At 50.0% G+C, this 19,535-nt stretch carries 12 protein-coding genes; 1 reads left to right on the top strand and 11 read right to left on the bottom strand.

Translation table 11 applies throughout. From position 1 onward, the window contains the following. Positions 1-110 precede the first annotated feature (110 nt). The 5 genes from gap to glk all read right to left on the bottom strand — a co-directional run bounded on the left by gap (position 111) and on the right by glk (position 6,069). A complete protein-coding gene (gene gap / locus W04_RS07670) occupies positions 111-1,115 on the bottom strand; it encodes a type I glyceraldehyde-3-phosphate dehydrogenase (protein WP_053910406.1) in 1,005 nt (334 codons plus the stop codon). Between the two features lie 16 nt (positions 1,116-1,131). After that, positions 1,132-1,752, bottom strand: coding sequence for a bifunctional 4-hydroxy-2-oxoglutarate aldolase/2-dehydro-3-deoxy-phosphogluconate aldolase (locus tag W04_RS07665; RefSeq protein ID WP_022945107.1), 621 nt, complete (start codon positions 1,750-1,752; stop codon positions 1,132-1,134). A gap of 24 nt (positions 1,753-1,776) precedes the next feature. Next, the gene (gene edd / locus W04_RS07660) at positions 1,777-3,639 is read right to left on the bottom strand and encodes a phosphogluconate dehydratase (protein ID WP_045978380.1); all 1,863 of its coding nucleotides are present in this window, start codon (positions 3,637-3,639) and stop codon (positions 1,777-1,779) included. A gap of 360 nt (positions 3,640-3,999) precedes the next feature. Next, positions 4,000-5,040 carry a LacI family DNA-binding transcriptional regulator gene (locus W04_RS07655; RefSeq protein ID WP_022945105.1) on the bottom strand — a complete coding sequence of 347 codons (1,041 nt, stop codon included), beginning with the start codon at positions 5,038-5,040 and terminating at the stop codon, positions 4,000-4,002. A gap of 12 nt (positions 5,041-5,052) precedes the next feature. After that, a complete protein-coding gene (gene glk / locus W04_RS07650) occupies positions 5,053-6,069 on the bottom strand; it encodes a glucokinase (protein ID WP_022945104.1) in 1,017 nt (338 codons plus the stop codon). A gap of 347 nt (positions 6,070-6,416) precedes the next feature. On the opposite strand from glk, the gene W04_RS07645 reads away from it, so the two are divergent. Further along, a complete protein-coding gene (locus W04_RS07645) occupies positions 6,417-7,442 on the top strand; it encodes a LacI family DNA-binding transcriptional regulator (protein ID WP_053910405.1) in 1,026 nt (341 codons plus the stop codon). Positions 7,443-7,529: 87 nt separating this feature from the next. On the opposite strand, the gene W04_RS07640 is transcribed toward W04_RS07645, so the two are convergent. From W04_RS07640 to W04_RS07615, 6 genes are all read right to left on the bottom strand, one after another. Further along, on the bottom strand, positions 7,530-9,914 hold the full coding sequence (locus W04_RS07640; RefSeq protein ID WP_053910404.1) for a glycoside hydrolase family 15 protein: 2,385 nt from the start codon (positions 9,912-9,914) through the stop codon (positions 7,530-7,532). A 15-nt stretch (positions 9,915-9,929) separates the two neighbouring features. Then, on the bottom strand, positions 9,930-11,417 hold the full coding sequence (locus W04_RS07635) for an MFS transporter (protein WP_053910403.1): 1,488 nt from the start codon (positions 11,415-11,417) through the stop codon (positions 9,930-9,932). Next, positions 11,417-13,249, bottom strand: coding sequence for an alpha-amylase family glycosyl hydrolase (locus W04_RS07630; RefSeq protein WP_082342183.1), 1,833 nt, complete (start codon positions 13,247-13,249; stop codon positions 11,417-11,419). Before W04_RS07630 ends, W04_RS07635 begins: the two co-directional genes overlap by 1 nt. An 82-nt stretch (positions 13,250-13,331) precedes the next feature. Then, complete coding sequence (locus W04_RS07625) at positions 13,332-15,146, bottom strand: glycoside hydrolase family 13 protein (protein WP_053910402.1); 1,815 nt, start codon at positions 15,144-15,146, stop codon at positions 13,332-13,334. Next, positions 15,146-16,639, bottom strand: coding sequence for a tryptophan halogenase family protein (locus W04_RS07620; RefSeq protein ID WP_053910401.1), 1,494 nt, complete (start codon positions 16,637-16,639; stop codon positions 15,146-15,148). Before W04_RS07620 ends, W04_RS07625 begins: the two co-directional genes overlap by 1 nt. An 86-nt stretch (positions 16,640-16,725) precedes the next feature. Further along, entirely contained in the window at positions 16,726-19,530 is a 2,805-nt protein-coding gene (locus W04_RS07615; protein WP_053910400.1) for a TonB-dependent receptor, read from the bottom strand. Positions 19,531-19,535: the final 5 nt, after the last annotated feature.

Raw genomic sequence — 19,535 nt, 5'->3', positions numbered from 1 at the left:
ATTGATTTATAGAGTTGGCGTAGTTAAGAGCATAGTTGGCTTCAACTACAAGTCAAAATGCCAAGCATAAAAAAAGCCGCTCAAGGCGGCTTCACTTAACAACAATGGAACTATAAAAACTGTGCTAAGTTTTTCACTTGATCTAACATCCGATTTGAGAATCCCCATTCGTTGTCATACCAAGCCATTACTTTAACCAATTTACCATCGACCTTGGTTTGCGTTGAATCAAACACTGATGATGCAGGGTTATGATTAAAATCGATAGAAACCAGCGGTAGCTCGTTATAATCAAGCACTTGGCTCATCGCACCTTGGGCTGCGGCTTTGACAATTTCATTGACTTCGCTTGCACTGCTGTCGCGTTTGGCAACAAAGGTCAAATCTACCAAAGACACGTTGATGGTCGGTACGCGTACCGCCATGCCATCAAGTTTGCCTGCCAGCTCTGGAAGTACCAAACCAACGGCCTTAGCAGCGCCAGTTTTGGTAGGGATCATCGACTGCGTGGCGCTACGGGCACGGTAAAGGTCGGGGTGATATACATCAGATAAGTTTTGGTCATTGGTGTAAGCATGAATCGTCGTCATGCTGCCTTGCTCTATACCGATGCTGTCGTTGAGTGCTTTGGCCACCGGTGCTAAACAGTTGGTGGTGCAAGAGGCATTAGAGATAATCGTGCTGCTGGCATCGAGAACATCATCGTTAACACCATGAACGACGGTGGCGTCCATATCAGTACCTGGCGCTGAGACAATCACCTTCTTGGCACCCGCCTCAATGTGCTTAGCGGCGCCTTCACGTTTGGTGAATAAGCCTGTGCACTCGAGGACAATATCGACGCCCAGCTCTGCCCACGGCAAGTTGGCTGGGTCACGCTCTTGTACCAGCTTAATTTCATCACTGCCAATAACCATCACATCATCTTGCAAGGTTACTTTTTGCGAAAATTGGCCGTGCACGGAATCGAACTGTGTTAGGTGTGCATTGACGTTCGCCGGCGCCAAGTCATTAATGGCAACAATTTGAATATCAGTATTTAAACCAGACTCGTACAGTGCACGCAAAGTGTTGCGACCAATACGGCCATATCCGTTAATAGCAACTTTAATCATCTTACTCTCCCCTCGACTATTTCAGTTGGCTGGCTTGACGTGCGAGCTGCTCAATTGCGTGCCAGTCCTGTTTTTCAATAAGTGTTTTATCTAGCATCCAAGTTCCGCCCACACAGACTACGTTGTTAAGGGCCAAATACTGAGGTGCGGTATCTAAACTAATGCCACCTGTAGGGCAAAACTTCACTCCAGGTAATGGCCCACCAATAGACTTAAGCATCGCTGGGCCTCCTGCTGCCTGGGCAGGGAAAAACTTCAAAAAAGAGAAGCCACGCTCAGCGAGCCTCATTACTTCGCTTGGCGTGGCCGCTCCGGGCAAGAAAGGGGTATCGCACTGGCTAGCAAGCTCTAGCAGTTGGTCATTAACACCGGGGCTAACCATAAAGTCAGCTCCGGCTGCAATAGAGGCATCAAATGTGGCTTTATCAATCACCGTACCGGTGCCTACATAGGCATCAGGAACGGCTTGTTTCATCACCTTCACTGCTTCTGCAGCAACGGGTGTACGCAAGGTGATCTCCAGTGCTTTAAGACCGCCGTTGTATAAAGCTTTCGCTAGCGGCTCGGCATCTTCTAAGCGGTCGATAACGACCACTGGCACGACCGGTGCCGATGTTAAAATCTGTTCAATTGACATAGTTTGTCCTCATTCCCAGCGCAATTATTGTTGTTCGTAAGCTGGCGCAAAGGCGCTCGCGCCTAAATCTGCACTGCTGACAATATTTCTAAAACCAGCGAAAAGCTCACGACCTGTGCCAAAGGTTGGCCCTGTGTGCACCAGCTCCACTTCACGCTGGGCAAGCTCTTCATCGCTGACGTGTACTTTTAGCTCGCCGCTTGGCGCATCTAAGGTAATTAAATCGCCTTCGCGAATTTTTGCGATTAGGCCACCTTCAACTGCCTCGGGCGCCAAGTGAATCGCCGCAGGCACTTTGCCTGAAGCACCAGACATGCGCCCGTCAGTGACAATCGCCACTTTATAACCTTGGTCTTGCAGGCTGGCCATAACGGGTGTCAGCTTATGTAATTCCGGCATACCTTTGGCTTTTGGACCTTGCTCTTTGATAACCGCGATAAAGTCTTGGTTTAATTCACCACGCCCAAAGGCGGCTTGAAGCTCGGCCTGATCTGAGAACACCTTGGCTGGCGCACTCACTACCTGGTGCTGCTCTTGTACCGCAGACACTTTAATGACTGCTTTACCTAAATTACCGCTTAGTAGCTGTAAACCCCCGCTACGATGGAAAGGATTGTCCGCTGGACGTAACACATCCTCATCATGAGAATTGTCAGGGCATGGCACCCATTTCACTTTACTTGGGCCACTGGCGTCAGAAACGATCAGGTTGCTGTCTTTATCTAAGCGAGGCTCTGTGGTGTAAGGGTCGAGCCCTTCTCCGAGAATGGTTTTTACATCGTTATGCAATAGGCCTTTGTCGCGTAGTTGCTTCATTAAAAAGCCCATGCCGCCTGCGGCTTGGAAATGGTTTACATCGGCATGGCCGTTGGGGTAAATGCGCGTCAACAGCGGCACGATTTCAGATAGGTCCGACATGTCTTTCCACGTCAGTTCCACCCCTGCCGCCTTGGCAATAGCCACAAGGTGAATGGCGTGATTGGTTGAGCCACCCGTCGCCAGTAGACCAACTAGACCGTTAATGATGGTTTTCTCGCTCATCACCTCAGCCATGGGCACTGCGTCTTTACTCTCTACTAATTGCTTAAGCATGGTTTCTACCGCATTGGCAGTGAGACCATCGCGTAACTCTGTATAAGGATTAATGAAGGAGCTCCCAGGTAAATGTAAGCCCATGATTTCCATTAGCATTTGGTTGGAGTTTGCGGTGCCATAGAAGGTACATGTACCGGCGCTATGGTAAGACTCGCTCTCGGCCTTAAGGAGCTCTTCACGACTCACTAATCCTTGCGCGAATTTTTGACGAATACGGGCTTTTTCTTTATTTGGAATGCCTGAAGGCATGGGCCCCGCTGGTAAAAAGTAAACCGGTAAATGACCGAATGATAAAGCGCCAATCACTAGGCCTGGGACTATTTTGTCGCACACCCCGAGGCAAAACACACCATCAAATACATCATGAGACAATGCCACTGCCGTGGACATAGCAATAACATCACGGGAGAATAACGATAGGTCCATGCCATCACGGCCTTGGGTCACACCATCACACATCGCAGGTACGCCACCAGCGACTTGAGCAGTGGCATCAAACTTTTTCGCTACTTGTTTAATAAGGTCAGGGTATTCTTTATAAGGTACATGCGCGGAAAGCATGTCATTGTAGGCGTTAATGACAGCGAGGTTTGGTTTTTCGTCGCCACTTAAGCGGGCTTTATCGTCGCTGCTACAGGCGGCCATCACGTGGGCCAAATTGCCACACCCGATACCGGCTCGAACGCGCTCTTGAGATTTGGCTTCGTTCATACGAGCTAGATACGCTTGGCGTGTCGCCTTGCTGCGCTCTATAACTCGTTCGGTGACTTCTTTAATACGCGGATGCAACATAATTCTGCTCTTCTTGCCGTTGGTGGATAAAAGGCTCAGTACTTCAATACCGACTCCAAGGCAATGAAGTACTGAGCAGCTTTGATTTACCCGTTCAAAGGTACGCTGCCAACTCGTCTCTCACAACCAAGCTGACACCGGTGTCAGGGTTATTAACTCACACCTTTGACACCGGTGTCAACCCTGTCTATAAATTTAGTTTAAAATTTCTATGTTGCGAGTTATTTACCAAATAAAAACGAAAAAATAACAGCGCTAGTCAGGGTGTAATGTGACTCAAAGTATAGTCGGTTAGATCACAAAAAGGCCCATATCAGCGAGCTGAATATGGGCCAGTTGCAATTGGGATTTGGGTGCTGTTTAGGCTTTTGGTGCCGCCGTAGACTCACGGGTGATCAATTCTGCTTCGAGGGTCAGCTGCAGAGGTTGACGTTGCTCGCCTTCTTGCTGCTCATCGGTGGCATGATTGATTTGTTCTATCAGGTGGTCAACCGCAAGACGCGTCATTTCCTCAACCGGTTGTGCGATGGTCGTCAAACCGGGCCAAATATGACGGGCTATCGGCGCGTTATCGAAACCCGCAATGGAAATATCATCCGGTACTTTCAAGTTCATTTGCGTTGCTAACTTGAGCGCCGCAGCGGCCATGTAATCGTTCGAGGCAAAAACCGCCGTAGGTCGAGGGTTTAAATGTAAAATGGTGCGTGCACTGTCGGCACCAGAATGGTAGGAGAAGTTACCCTCTTCCACTAACCGTTCTTGATATTCAATACCGTGTTGCTTGAGCGCTCGTCGATAACCATTAAAGCGCTGCTCGGTAGCACTGTGATCGGGGTGACCTTTGATAAAGGCGATATCTTTGTGCCCCATATTAATCAATAGCTCGGTGATCTCAAAAGCGCCCTGCTCGTCATTACTGCGCACAGAAATAGAGTCGTCATCAAGTTTCACCGAGGCGACACGGGCAAATGGCACGCCTTTTTTACGCAAAAATGCCACCAACTCGGCATGATCTGAAAATGGCGGCGTCAATACTAAGCCATCTAGACGCGAGGTTTGCAGCAGCTGTTCTATATTTTCAAGTAACGCCTCTGCGCGCAACTCACAAGGATGGATCAACAAATTAAATCCATGCTCATGGCACGCTGCCAGAGCACCGCTTTGCAAACGCGTGATATAACTTTTTGACGGATTATCGTAAAGACAACCAATAATAAAGCTGCGATTGCGCGCTAGACCCCGGGCAATAGGATTCGGCGTATAATCCAGCTCTTTAAAGGCTTTAAGCACCTTTTCTCGGGTCGCATCACTGACATTAGGCTCGTTATTTAATACCCGCGACACAGTTTTTTTGGATACGCCGGCGTAACTGGCAACACTATTAATTGTTATCTTTTTCATAATCCGCGCAACTTAGTCCTTACTCTGCCCTTGGTGGATACACGCCGCAGCGCCAATAAAAGGAATATTTTCTTGGCACACCAAGGTCACCGGAATTTGACTATTGTACTGTGACATCATGCCTTTGGCGATAAAACGCTCGTTAAAGCGACTATTAAGCAAGCGCTCGTGCATGCGCGGCAAAATACCACCGCCAATATACACACCGCCCAGAGCGCCAAAGCTCAAGGCGATATCACCAGCCACACTGCCTATCCAGTCACAGAAGTGATTCAGTGTTTTGGTAGCAATATGACACTCGCCACTTTGTGCAAGTGCAGCAATTTGCGCTGCATCGAGTTCATTGACCTGCGCCCCTTCAACCTTAGCCATGGCCTGGTACAGCCTTGCTATGCCGGGGCCGGCAAACACATTCTCAACAGAAACATGCTGCAACTCATCGCGCAGCACGTTATGGAGTTGTCGGTCCAGCTCTGTCACCGGTGCAAGACTAATATGCCCTGCTTCACAGCTCATCACCGCTTGATTCCCTTGAGAGCGCACCAAACAAGCCGCGCCGAAACCGGTGCCGGGACCAAACACAGCAATATTAGCCTGTGCCTGTGCTTGGCCTTGTTTAACAACAATGTTATCGCTGGCATTAAGATAAGGCGCGGCATAGGCAAACGCTGCGAAGTCATTGATAACTTGTAAATTACTAAAGTCGAAGCGCGCTTTTAGCTGGGTGACGTTGAAGTGCCAGCCGAGATTAGTCAGCATGACCTCTTCACCCTTAACTGGCCCTGCAACGGCGAGGCAAGCACGGCTTATGGTGATTTCTGATAATTGCGCTAGGTATTCACTGATCGCATCTTCAAAGGTGCTGAAATCGCTGCTAGGAAAGGTATGGCGATGGCTAATGACAAACTCGTTGTCGTTGGGTAGGTAGTCGGTGATCAGCGCAAAACGCGCATTAGTGCCGCCAATATCAGCGACCAAAATGGGTGCGAATGGCACCTTGCTCTCTGCCTGTGTACTCGCTGGACTCATAATGTATTCTCTTGTTATTTATCCAGCGTCATGGTGTGGGTGTGTAGGCCGCGCTTTTCTTCACCATTGACTTAACTGGTATAAACTTATTAACTTTATGTTAGCTGTACTTTTTTCGCGCTACTGAAAAAAGTGCTGCCCGGGCAGCGGGCAGCCAAACCGTTTTGTGACAACAAAATGATAAAACGCCGACATTATGACACCGGTGTCAGCTATGAATCAATAAAAATTTTCAGTTTGCGGCAAAAATGTAGCAAAATGCCCGTTTTTTGCAGACACTTCGCTTCTCTTTAATGGTACTTGGCTGTATTGTCGTGGACTATTGCGAGCGCTCTATGAGGAAATACATGAAAGGTAAAGCCACCTCTTTCGACATTGCCCACTATGCTGGGGTTTCTCAGTCCACGGTTTCCCGTGCCCTAAGAGGGAGCCCATTGGTCAATGAGGAGACACGGCGTAAAGTGGTTGAAGTCGCGCGCAAGCTAAATTACAAGGTGGACAAAAACGCCAGTAATTTACGAGCACAACAAAGCTCGACTTTGGCGGTACTCTTGTTTGAAGACCCAACTTCAGACGAGTCGCAAATTAACCCTTTCTTTTTATCCATGCTGGGATCTATTACCCGCGCTTGCGCCAAAGAAGGCTATGACCTGTTGGTGTCTTTTCAATCCAGCAGTAATGACTGGCACGCCGATTACGCTGAAAGTCATCGTGCCGATGGCATTATTTTGCTTGGCTACGGCGATTACATTGACTACCAAGCCAAATTTGCCCGCTTATTAGATACCAATACTAAGTTCGTTTGCTGGGGCGCTAATGTGGATGGCCGTCCAGAGCTCACGGTAAGCTGTGATAACCAGTATGGGGGGCGCTTAGTGGCAGAGCACTTTATTGAATTGGGTCGCACTGATTGTGCGTTTATTGGAGATGCGTCACACCACAGTCCCGAATTTAGCGCTCGCTTTAAGGGCTTCGAGCAGCGCTTACAAGATAACGGCAAACATGTAAGCGAGCGTAAAATGGCCACCGCTATTTCTACCGAAGAATCGGGGTATCAAGCGACCAAATCCTTACTGGCCAACAACATAACCTTCAACGCTTTATTCGGTGCTAGCGACTTAATCGCCATAGGCGCTATTCGTGCTTTGCAAGAGGCGGGACTTCGGGTCCCTCATGATGTCTCTGTCGTTGGTTTCGATGACTTAGCTGTGGCGCGCTTCTGTACGCCGCCGCTGTCTACCGTCCAACAAAATACCACTTTGGCCGGACAAATGTTGGTGGCTAACTTACTCTGCCTGATCGGTGAGCAAGAAGTCGACTTAGCGAATAGCATTTTGCCACCGCAGCTTATCGTGCGCCAATCTAGCCGTTAGTACCACTGCTCGCAGCCTGTTGTCGATAAGTTAATCACAAAAAAAGCCGCTGCGATAACGCCAGCGGCTTGTACTTCTCAAAGTCGTTTACTGCAACGCTTGCTCAACAATGGGGTAATGATCCCATACCGTCTTATCAGTCAATGAGCGCAGTAGCTTCACGTATTCGGCGTGGGTCCACGCCAGTGGCGTGGCCGAGTTTGTGCCCTCGCCAAGCTCATAGCCAAACGGGTTAACGCCGACACCATCCCACACTTGCTCTGGCAGCATCATACCCTTATTAGCAAAGGCTTCCATACCGAACACATAGGTGTGCTGAATACGCTGATAGTCTTGCGCTGTGAGCCCGCCACGTACGGCATTGGCTGCGGCAATTTCATAGTGACCCCGCTCACCGGTGAAAAAGGGCCATACCCGACCGCGCTGACCATCGGTATTGTTGCCGCTCTCGGCATAGTTGCTACCCCGTTTTTCATCTTCGCCGTAACCATCGTTACCATAGCGACGCCAACCGGGATAGGCGCGCCCCTGCTCATCGGTAAAGGTATATTTGACTCGCAGATTATCGACGAGGCTTTGGTCGTCGTACTCAGGCAGAGACGCCGTCACCGAGTCGCTGTCTGCACCACGCACGCCATAGCGCACCAGTTCTAAAAAGCCGCCATCTAGAATCTGCTTTTTGTCCATACCGGCACGACCATTGTTTGCTGCCAGCAGGGTATCACCATTGGTATTTTCATCCTGAGCGATACGCACAAAATAGCGGCCATCGCTGGCTTCACCCGTTAATGTACCTTTACTAGTAAACATCAAGGCTTCAATGTCTTGCTCATACTGCTTCGCTGTTGCCAAATAACGCTGGGCATTGTCGGTATCACCGCTTAGCTTGGCAATTTCCCCGGCACTGACCAATCCAGCCACTACGGCGGCGGTAGTAGAAGGCGAGTAGCCTGCTTGCTCTTCCCAACGCTCCTGCTGCGTATAAGGCGGGGTGATCTGGGTGTCATTCCACAGGATTTTTGCCAATCCCCCATCGACCAAAAAGTCTGCAGCCGGCTGCAGCATGGTGCGATACCACTGAGCGAGTTCGTTTTTCGACAGCACCCCGCCTTTGTATAGTTTCCAGGCGAGCATGATGGGCATTGCGGTTTGATCCAGCTGCACCCCCACCCACTCTAATTCACCATCAACATGGGTCTTTTGTAAAAACCAGCCGGTATCCCCTTGGTTGCCTGGGGTGTCCTCTCGTACCTGGACCTTAGGTAAATAGTTAAACGCCGCTTTTGCCGTTTGCGTATCCCCCATAGCTAGAAAAGCCATAGCAACTTGGTAAAAGTCGCGTACCCATACCGCCTTATAGCCAGTATGCCCTTGCTCTGCGGCCACGGTATCACCCCATGGGTTTGATAAAGAGGCAATCAATGCCCCAGCATGGGTTTTGTCTTCTTGCGCTTTTAGCACTAAGGCGCTGGTATTGAGTAATTTGCCGCCATCGGTGCTGGCATCATAGAGACGCTCGAGCTGCAAGCTCTGCAAATAATCCTGCCAGCCGATGGCATCGCCATCGCCATTATAGTGCGAAAGCACCGTGTCATAGCCGCGCTTCAGCGTCTTCTGACCCTGGGCAAGCGCCTCTTGCTCACTGCTGCCATAACTTAACACCAGATCAAACTGGCTGTTTTCACTTATCTCGCCGAGTGTGGCACTCATGGCGACATTCCCCGCTTGCTCGCCCGTGCTCTGATAACGCGTAAATTCGCCGCGCGCTTTTAGCTGCGAGTAGCGATCCGATTGACCAACAAAACCAACGGAGCCGTCATTAAGACCTTTGGCGCTTTGCAAGCTTAGATAATGGGCACCGGAATAGGCAATAAGGGCATCGCCAGCAACTTTGGCCCGGTCATCAACGCCATCATTGTTCACATAAGGGTTCACCTGCACATGTGCTCGCAGCCCCGGCTCATTGGCCTGAAAACGCACGCGCACCATCAGTGACTGCGCATCCGGGTCGGTAAAGATATCTTTAATAATGCGAAAACGCCCTTGGCTATCCTCACTGGTTACCCGGTATGCCAATGATGTCGGTCGCCCTTGGGGGTCGACATCAAGGTATTCCACACTATTGCTAAGACCATCGCTTTCAGCGACAACGAAGTCCGCACCACTGACAATAAATTGCATGTCACGAATTTGCGCTTGGTGAATCAACCCAAACATGGTTTCGGTGATCATCCCTTTTGCCAAGGAGAACCACACTTTTGATACCGTGCCTGTGGCACTGTTATCATCGTAACGACCTTGTTGATAGGCCTCATAAGAGGTACCAATACCGGTTTTCCCCGAATATGCCCAAAACGGTTTATCGCCTGGGGCTCCTGGCGCACTATCGCTGTTCGCTGTGGGGGCGGCACTGTTACATCCCGCCAGTGTTGCCAGTACCATGGCACTGGCAATTGCGTTTAATACTTTCACTGTATCACCCTTAGATTAATGATTAAGTTTCACCCGCGTAAGTGCAAGCGCTGCCAACACAAAAGACACGCCACCAATGATGAGCGCGTAAATAGGTTGATTGGCAAAGCCATGCTTTAAAATAAGCCCTAGAATACTGGCTGCAAGCAACTGCGGAATAACGATAAAGAAATTGAAAATACCCATGTACACGCCCATTTTCGAGCTCGGTAGTGCGCTCGAGAGCATGGCATAGGGCAACGAAAGAATAGACGCCCACGCAAAGCCAATTCCCACCATGGGCAGCATCAGCCAGGCTGGGTCTCTGATAACCAAAAAGCTGGCCAACGACAGTGCGCCTAAGAGCAGGTTAAGGGCATGGGCGATGCGAATACCGACGCGCTTCACCATTACCGGGATCACCAATGCGGCCAGCGCAGCAAAGCCGTTATAAGCGGCAAACAGCACGCCAACCCAGTCAGCACCATCATTGTAAGCTTTAGAAGTGACATCAACACTGCCATAGTGGTGGCTGGTCACCGCAGCCGTGGTATAAATCCACATCGCAAAGAGCGAAAACCAACTGAAAAACTGTACCCAGGCAAGTTGACGCATGGCCTTGGGCATAGTGAAAACATCGTGTACCACCGTGAAGAAGCCGTTGCCTGTGTAGCCTTGACGCTGTTGCCAAGCGGCGATGCCTTGTAACATGGCAAAGGCCAGCAGTAAGCCCCCGAGCAAGTACAACTCTTTCTCTAAGTCCATCACCCCAACGGCAGCGATAATCGCCGCCCCTGATAGGCCGCTGACCACTAAAGTGCGAGCAAAGTTAATGATCTGCGTGGTATCGATAGTGGTATTGGCCTGTGCGTCATCATTAAACGCCGCGAGCTGCTCTGGGCTGTATTCCTTGGTGGTAAACACCGTCCACATAACACATCCCAACAAAAACGCACCGCCGACGTAAAAGGCATACTGCACTGAAGGGGGAATTACTCCGGCAGCCGCAGTATTACTGACATCAAACCAATTGCTCAAGATCCACGGTAAACTGGAAGCGACCACCGCACCCACGCCAATGAAAAAGCTCTGTAGAGAGTAGCCGAGCGCACGTTGCTTGTTCGGCAAGTTATCACCGACTAATGCGCGAAAGGGTTCCATGGTGACGTTAATTGACGCATCCATAATCCATAACATGCCCGCCGCAACCCACAGTGTTGGTGAGTTAGGCATTACCACTAAGGCCGCCGTGGTGACGATCGCACCGTAAAAGAAATACGGACGGCGACGTCCTAAGCGCCCCCAGGTTTTGTCACTCATATAGCCAATAATGGGTTGCACGATAAGTCCGGTAAGCGGCGCCGCCACCCATAAAATGGGGATGTCATCGATTTTTGCTCCGAGCGTTTGGAAAATGCGGCTGACATTGGCGTTTTGCAACGCAAAGCCAAACTGGATCCCCATGAATCCGAGGCACATGTTCCATATTTGCCAAAAGCTTAAGCTGGGTCTTTCATTTTGCATTATTGTTTACTTCCTAATTGCACCACACTGACACCCTGATATGGCAATGTTAAGCTGATGCCTTGGGCATCGAATTGTGGCTCTGTGCCTAGTAAGGTTTCCCCCTCGCCACTGGCGATATCAATACGCACAGACTGTTGCTGCTGCGCGAAGTTAGCCACCACGAGAATGCGCTGCTGCGCGAGTTGGCGCACAAAGCTAACCACCTGCTTTGGTTGTGAGTTGGCAACGCTCTGCAGCTCACCGCCGACAATGGCAGGCAACGAATTAAGGGCCATAAGTTGGACATAAAACTGCCGTAATTGGCGCTGCTCTGGGCTCAGCAGTGCACCGTCAAAGGCGCCATTATTCATCCACTGTTGATGAGCAGGCACCCCAATGTAGTCAAAAATACTGGTGCGCGTTGGGTCGCCAAACCCGGGCTCTTCGGAGCCATCCTCGCCCACCGTTTGGCCAAAATAGAGCATGCTTGGCGAGCGTCCGATTAAGGTCGATACCGTCATCGCGGGCTTGCCCCAGTTCATGTCGCCGGCGAAATCACTGCTGGCGATACGCTGCTCGTCGTGGTTTTCTAAAAAGTGCAACATGTGCTGCTCAATATCCGCCACCTCGTGGTGCTTAGCAAGCAGAGTATCCGCACCCTGTTGGCCCTGAATAATGGCCTTTAAGGTGTCATAGAACCCGACCTTGTCGTACAGGTAATCCATTTTCCCTTGGTGAATATAAGGGCGATATAGGCTTGGGTTATACACTTCGGCAAGTAAGAAGGCATCGGGGTTGGTCATTTTAATAGCGGAGTTTAGGAAGCTCCAAAACTCTACCGGCACCATTTCTGCCATATCATAGCGAAAGCCATCTACGCCTTTGGCCAGCCAGTACTGAGTGATATCGCGGAATTTATACCAGCTATCCGGTAGGGATTTATCTTGCCAAAACTGGTAATGAGCACGGTAATCTTTGTTCGCATAGTCCTTTGGCAAACGTGGGAAGTCATAGCTGCCATCGGGTTTGACACCATAATTGATCTTTACCGTCTCGTACCAATCATTGATATCAGGCTGCGCCTTTCGTGCGCCATTGCCGGTCCATTTCGCTGGGGTTTCCGCAAAATGACCATCGGCCTTGGGGTGGCTCATCCCCCCGAGTACTTGATACTGTGGCGACTGCGGTACTTTAAATGACTCACCGACCACATAATAAAAGTTGTTATCGCGGCGATAGCTGACGCTGGTATCGTCATTGGCGCCGAAATCCGCTACTCCCTCGGGCTTAGATACCGAGTGATAATCACGCGCGACATGATTAGGCACAATGTCGATAAGCACTTTCATGCCCTGCTCATGAGTACGGGCAATCAAGGCCTCGAACTCTTGTAAGCGATCGCTTGGTTTCACGGCTAGGTCGGGGTTAACGTTATAATAATCTTTAATGGCATAGGGTGAGCCCGCCCGCCCCTTAACCACATCAGGGTCATCACCTGGCAGACCGAAGTCACTGTAGTCGGTGACCGTGGCGTGATGTAACACCCCGGTATACCAAATATGAGTCACTCCCAACTCTTTAATCCCCGCGAGGGCTTTATCATCAAAATCGGCAAATTTGCCTACGCCATTTTCGCTGAGCGTGCCCCACGGTTTATTAGTTTGCTGGGTGTTACCAAATAAGCGCGTAAACACCTGGTAGACCACCGGCTTTTGTACTTGCTCGGCATCTTGCTGCAGCTCTTTTTCAGCGTCTTTGCTGTGCGAGGAACTGGTGTTTTCAGAGCAGCCTAGCAGGGCTACAGCCAATGACCCAGCCAGTAGCGTGGTTGTTAACTTGTTGTCTTTCATGGGTACACTTTGTTATTTCTTTTATGACAAAAATACTACGTTCTCCACGGCCCCTTTGATATGCCGTGCATACGTATTCACTCTATTGCAGTGCTAAAATCATGGCTTGTTCAGCGCTGATTGCCAGCGTTTGATTTAACTGTAACATCTCACCACTCAGCAGATTTTTAGCCTGCTTTGCGCCTTGTAAAATCTCGGCAAAAGGCGCCAGTTCTAGGTGCTGTTTGCCGCCTTTGTTCAATATCACCACAATGCGCTGCTCACTATCAATACGGGCATACAGGTAGACATTGTCCTTAGGAGCAAAGTGCACCATCCGACCTTGACGCAGCGCGCTATATTGTTTGCGCAGTTGCAATAAGGTGCGCAGATAGTCTTGCATCTGTGTTTGCTCTGCGCTCAAGCCTTGCCCAGTGATGGCATCGGCTTGATGACCACTAAAACCGCCGGGGAACTCAATGCGGATATCACCATGGGCATCCGAAGGGGTGTTATCAAGTAACACCTCCGTACCATAATAGACTTGGGGAATGCCACGAATAGTGAGCATCAGTGTCATTGCCAACTTGGTTTTGTTAAGGCTTTGCCCAAGCTGGGTGTATATGCGGCTCATGTCATGGTTATCGGCAAATACCAGCAAGTCATCGGCGTTGGCATACATAAAGTCATTACCGAGACTTTGATACACCCGCACCCAGCCGGTGTGCCAACCAGGCTCTTCATTGAGGGCCTTGACTAGAGCCGCCTGCAACGGGAAGTCCATCATTGAATTGATGGCGGTGCTAAAACCGTCTTGGTTGTGTTTGCCGCGCTGCCAATAAGCAATAATTCCTGGATTGGTGGTCCACTCTTCACCAACAATACTGAAGTTGGGATACTCGGCCATAATGGCCTGACTCCAACGGGCCATAAAGGCTTTATCGGAATAAGAATTGGTATCGACGCGAATACCGCTAAGCCCGGCCTGCTCAATCCACCATATACTGTGCTGAATCAAATAAGTGCTCAGCTCGTCTACACGCTGATTCAGGTCGGGCATTGCTGGTACAAACCACGCATCGTTAAAGCGGGTGCGATCGTATTCGCTGCTGTGAGGGTCCATCACCGTTTGTCGGCGATGATTATTAGCCAAAAACTCACCGCCGTTGTTTATCCAATCTCGGCTCGGTTTATCGGCCACCCATGGATGATTGGCGCCAATGTGATTGGGCACCATATCCATGATCACCCCGATCCCCCGCTCGGCAGCTTGTGCCACCATATCAAAATAGGCCTCGTTGCCGCCCATGCGTGGGTCGATGGCATACAGGTTGGTCATCGCATACCCATGGTATGACCCTGAGGCCATATTATTCTCTCGTGCTGGAGTGAGCCATAATTGCGTAAAGCCCATGCGTTTTAGGTAATCGAGACGCTCGGTTATCCCTTGTAAATCACCGCCACGGCGGCCGTCGCGCGCCTGACGGTCGGCTTTTTCTATCATGCTGGGGTGATTATCGTTATGCACGTCGCCATTAGCAAAGCGATCGGGGTTGATAAGGTAGATCACATCATCACTGCTAAACCCTTGACGCTGCTTTGAATCGTGCGCCCGCGCCTTGAGTTGATAGTCAAATTGCGCGCCATCGTCGGCGACAAACTGCAGTGTACCTGGACGCGCCTGGACACCGATATGCACACTGAGAAACTGATAGTTGTCGGAGTCAAGATGATGCTGACGCGTTAGTGTAACGCCGTCGTATGGGCGTAACTGCCACTGCCGCTGGGCAGTATTTGGTGCATGCAGCAGCAATTGCACATCGGGGTTTTGCATTCCTACCCACCAATGTTTTGGCGCCACTTCGAGGCCCTGACAAGGTAATGCCAATAAGGCTAATAACACCATAAATACACGCATTAGCTTAGATTCCTTTGAATAAATTGTTGGTGGCTCGGCATATTTTGCACTGCCTGATTAATCAGTGTGCGCAAACTTTGCAGTAATTCATCAAGTTGCTCATTTGATAATTGCTCAGCCAGCAGGTGGTGCTGTTGGGGCCAACAGTTTTGACCGATCAATACCTGCTGCCAGGCCACTTCGGCAAAGAGTTCATCTTGATAACGATGCACCTGCCCGCTTTGTTGGAACTGGGCGATACGCTCGCCAAGAGATGGCGGCAGTTCCATATCGGCGCAATAACGCCAAAAACGACTATCTTGGCGCTGATTGAGTGCATAATGGAGAATAATAAAGTCGCGAATTTGCGCCATTTCGGTGCTAAATAAGCGGTTAAATGCACGCACCGAGTCGGGAGCAATGCCTTGGTGTGGAAAATGTTTCAATAAGCGGATCACCGCAGTTTGAATCAAATGGATACTGGTGGACTCAAGGGGCTCAAGGAAGCCACTGCTTAAACCGATGGCGACCACATTTTTGTGCCATTGCTGGCGCCTAGCACCAGTGCGAAATGGGATCACCCGGGGCTCGTGCAATGCCTCACCGGGAAGGTTTGCCAGTAACTGCGCCTTGGCTTGGTCGTCATCGAGATAGCGAGAGCAGTAAACTAAGCCATTACCAACGCGATGCTGCAACGGGATTTGCCACTGCCAACCGCTATCATGAGCGATGGAGCGGGTATAAGGTAGCAGGCCTTTATCGTCGCCGTGATGCGATTGCACAGCGATGGCGCGGTCGCACGGTAACCAGTGTGACCAATCCTCAAAACCGACCCCTAAGGTTTGCGCTATCAACAGTGCTCGTTGACCGCTGCAATCAATGAATAAGTCTCCTTCTACGCGCTCGCCTGATTGCAACATCAACGCCTGCACATCACCGTTATCACTTTGCTCAACCTTATCAACCTTAGCGTCTATACGCTGAACGCCAAAGTGTTCGGCGCGCTCGCGCAACAGTTGCGCATACAAGCTGGCGTCAAAATGATACGCATGCTCAGTACCGGCTAACTGGGTATTGGGTAAATGCCGCAGTGGTGCAAAGCGCCCTGCTTTTTCCGCTTGGAAATTAAGTGAGTAATCCCACAACGAATGGCCAAGACCTTGCTCTTTTGCATGGTGAAAAAGATGATGAAAATCACAAAAGGGCAGCGCTTTACCTAAATGACCAAACGCATGCATGTAGCTGTCGCCCTGACGGCCCCAGTTTTCAAACTGGATCCCCAATTTGATGGTCGCCCCGGTGCGCTGTATCAGCGTTTTTTCATCAATCCCCAAGGCGTTGTTAAAGGCGACAATCGGCGGTATGGTCGCTTCGCCGACACCGACAGTGCCAATATCCGTGGACTCCACTAGGGTGATACTCAGCTGTTTACCCAGCATTTTTGCCAGCAACGCAGCACTTAACCACCCTGCTGTACCGCCCCCTAAGATCACCACCCGATTAATATTTGCCATCTCTGTGTGCCCCGCTATTAGCTGTTAACTTCAAAAAAGCCCTTGAAAATTCAAGGGCTTTTTAAACAAGTTACGACAGTTAAGAGTTATAGCTCATACTTGAAACCGAGCAAGTAGGTACGACCATAATCTTGGTAGTCACGTACTTGCAGGGCATTGTCACCTTGTAGCGAGATAAACGGCTCTTCGGTGATGTTTTGCACTTGGAAAGTAATCTCTAGACTCTCTAGGCCTTGAATACCGGAATCAGCAAAGTCATACCCAAGCTGTGCATCCCAGATGGTTTCACCTTGGATATCGACTTGGTCAGTTGAGAAACCCACACCGTAGATATCGCCTTTAAAGTCACTACGCTTACGCATGCTCGTACGTGCGGTGAAGCCATAGCGCTCATAGTACAAGGTTAAGCTTTGAATGCTGTCAGACAAACCTGGCAATTCATAGTCGTTGCCATTGGGGTCTTCCATATCTTGCTCAACACCGGTATGGCTAGCCAGTAGGCCAAAACCTTCTAGCTCATCGGCGAATAAGTTAAACGGTAATGCCACGGAAAGCTCGTAACCCCATAGGTCACCGCCACCGCCATTGATTTTACCTGAGCCGGTGCCGGTGCTGTTTGGTGGAATTTCACCAGTAGCCGGGTCCGCCACGCCGCTCATATCAATCTCATAGTTACCGTCAAAAATCCATTGGTTCAGGTCTTTATAGAACACCGCTGCCGAGAAATAACCTTCTTCACTAAAGTAGTTCTCATAGCTTAAGTCGAAGCCCGTCGCCTCTTTAGGTTCAAGCTCCGGGTTGCCGCCGGATACCGACCAATAATTGCCGTTTTCATCTGGCTGCTGGGCATTGTACGAGGCGCTGATTGAGGCATTCATTTCATCTAAGCGCGCACGAGAGATGGTTTTCGCCGCACCAAAACGCAGCGTTTGCTGCTCATCTAGAGCAAAGTTAAGGTTTAGGCTCGGCAGCACATTGCTGTAGTCGTGGCTAATATCGGTGGGTTCGGCCACAACGAGGCCATCAACGACATTAAAGGCATTACCCTGTGACGACTGTTTGGTATACACATAACGCACACCGACATTACCCGTTACTGGGATATCACCTAGCTCTGCATTAATATTGGCTTGTACAAAAGCGGCGGTGACTTCTTCTTGCACTGTCCATGAACGTGTTAAGTGCTTAGAGTCGGTTAGGCTTTCACGCAGCAGATTATAGTAACCGTCATCCACGAGTGCACGGGTATCGTAAGCGACCATTGGGCCCATGCCAATAAAGCTTAAATCGGCACTACCTAGACGATACTGCTCAGGCACTTCGAGCATGCCGACGTTCTCTGGGTAAGAGAAATCAGCCAAAGTCATAAAGTAGCCTTCAGAGACCTTGGTTTTCTCACGGTCACGATAAGACACGCCAAATTCCACACCGCTGATGTAGGCGTTATCCATTGCCTTGCTAGCGGCCAATTTCAACGTAGTTAATTCGTCTTCCACTTCTGGGGCATTAATAAAGCCATCTTGCGCGGTATTCTCATATGGCGTGCCGGTTAAGCCATATTGATTATTTAATGCCGCACTAGAACCCCAAGATAAAGGCCCACCTAATTGAATAAGGTTGAAGTCGCTGTAATCAAGCTGGTGCGAGAACTGGGCGCCGGTGTTGCCATCATCAAAGGCATAACCGATATTATCGGAAATACCGTTATTGTCACCACGACCTGTACCTGAGTAGCTTTCGATACTCCATACTTGACGCTCTACTTCGGAGCGACTGGCGTCAAATTCCAACTCCCAGTCGTTGCTAAGGAGGTATTCTACATTAAAGCCAAACTGACTCAGATCCGCTTTACGCTCTTCAAAGTCGTTACGAACGACAACGCGTTGACCTTCTGTTAAGGCGCTGGTGATAAAGCCGCTGTCGGAGTCAACCGTTGCGCTCTCAGGAGAGATTGAGCCTTGACCCCAAGCAAAGGGGACTTCAATACCACGAAGGATTTTTTCGTCAGTAAAATCAACATAAAGCGCATCAAAGGTCATGCTCAAGTCGCTGGTAGGCGCGTATTCAAGCACTAACATCGCCGAGTCACGCTCGAGCGTTGATGAGCGCACAAAAGGTTTCGCCCCACCCAAGATTGAATAAGTATCCCCTGAGTCTGTGGTAAATTCAGGGTAGCCCCATGAGTTCCAACGCTTCTCTTGGTTGGGTGAACTCATCGTTGTATAAGCAAAAGCAACGCCAAAGGTATCGTCAGCGAACTGGTCAATGTAAGAGACCGTACCACGGAAGCCTTTGTCATCGCCGTCTGGATTTAGTTTATCGAAACTCGTTTGCTCAAGCTGGCCGTTAAACTGAATGACCTGCTCGCCCTTGCTTAGCGGGCGGACTGTTTGCATATCGATAACACCGGCAATGCCTTCAGCATCAAGTGACGCACTCGGTGTTTTATAGACCGTTACACCGCTCATAATTTCTGACGGGTAAAGGTCGAATTCTACGCCACGGTTGTCGCTGATAGAGACTTGTTCACGACCATTAAAGGTGGTGGCGCTCTCGTTTTCGCTAAAACCACGTACGCTGACACGTGATGCGCGACCGTCTAAGCGCTGTGCAGTCAAACCAGGTAAGCGAGCAATAGATTCAGCAATAGACGAATCTGGTAATTTACCAATGTCTTCCGCAGACACTGACTCTACCACTTCTGTTGCAAAACGCTTGGTATTGATTGACTCGACGACGCTGCGGCGAAAGCCACGTACTTCAATCACTTCAACATCTTGCTGCTCATCGGCTTGCGCCTGCGCTTCGTTGCCTTGAGCATACGCGACTTGGCTACCTAAACCGGCACTCAACAGTGCAAGCGTTAGCATACTTGGTTTGAACATAGACATAGTGT

Source organism: Pseudoalteromonas sp. SW0106-04, assembly GCF_001293805.1.
Lineage (GTDB): Bacteria > Pseudomonadota > Gammaproteobacteria > Enterobacterales > Alteromonadaceae > Pseudoalteromonas > Pseudoalteromonas ruthenica.
The sequence above is the reverse complement of the archived record's forward strand: the minus strand, read 5'-3'. Positions and strand labels throughout refer to the sequence as shown.

Excerpts from the sequence above, each read along its gene's own strand:
- edd (WP_045978380.1), bottom strand. The coding sequence starts at position 3,639 with ATGTTGCATCCGCGTATTAAAGAAGTCACCGAACGAGTTATAGAGCGC.
- W04_RS07635 (WP_053910403.1), bottom strand. The coding sequence starts at position 11,417 with ATGCAAAATGAAAGACCCAGCTTAAGCTTTTGGCAAATATGGAACATG.
- W04_RS07630 (WP_082342183.1), bottom strand. The coding sequence starts at position 13,249 with ATGAAAGACAACAAGTTAACAACCACGCTACTGGCTGGGTCATTGGCT.
- W04_RS07665 (WP_022945107.1), bottom strand. The coding sequence starts at position 1,752 with ATGTCAATTGAACAGATTTTAACATCGGCACCGGTCGTGCCAGTGGTC.
- W04_RS07615 (WP_053910400.1), bottom strand. The coding sequence starts at position 19,530 with ATGTCTATGTTCAAACCAAGTATGCTAACGCTTGCACTGTTGAGTGCC.
- W04_RS07655 (WP_022945105.1), bottom strand. The coding sequence starts at position 5,040 with ATGAAAAAGATAACAATTAATAGTGTTGCCAGTTACGCCGGCGTATCC.
- W04_RS07620 (WP_053910401.1), bottom strand. The coding sequence starts at position 16,639 with ATGGCAAATATTAATCGGGTGGTGATCTTAGGGGGCGGTACAGCAGGG.
- gap (WP_053910406.1), bottom strand. The coding sequence starts at position 1,115 with ATGATTAAAGTTGCTATTAACGGATATGGCCGTATTGGTCGCAACACT.
- W04_RS07645 (WP_053910405.1), top strand. The coding sequence starts at position 6,417 with ATGAAAGGTAAAGCCACCTCTTTCGACATTGCCCACTATGCTGGGGTT.
- W04_RS07625 (WP_053910402.1), bottom strand. The coding sequence starts at position 15,146 with ATGCGTGTATTTATGGTGTTATTAGCCTTATTGGCATTACCTTGTCAG.
- glk (WP_022945104.1), bottom strand. The coding sequence starts at position 6,069 with ATGAGTCCAGCGAGTACACAGGCAGAGAGCAAGGTGCCATTCGCACCC.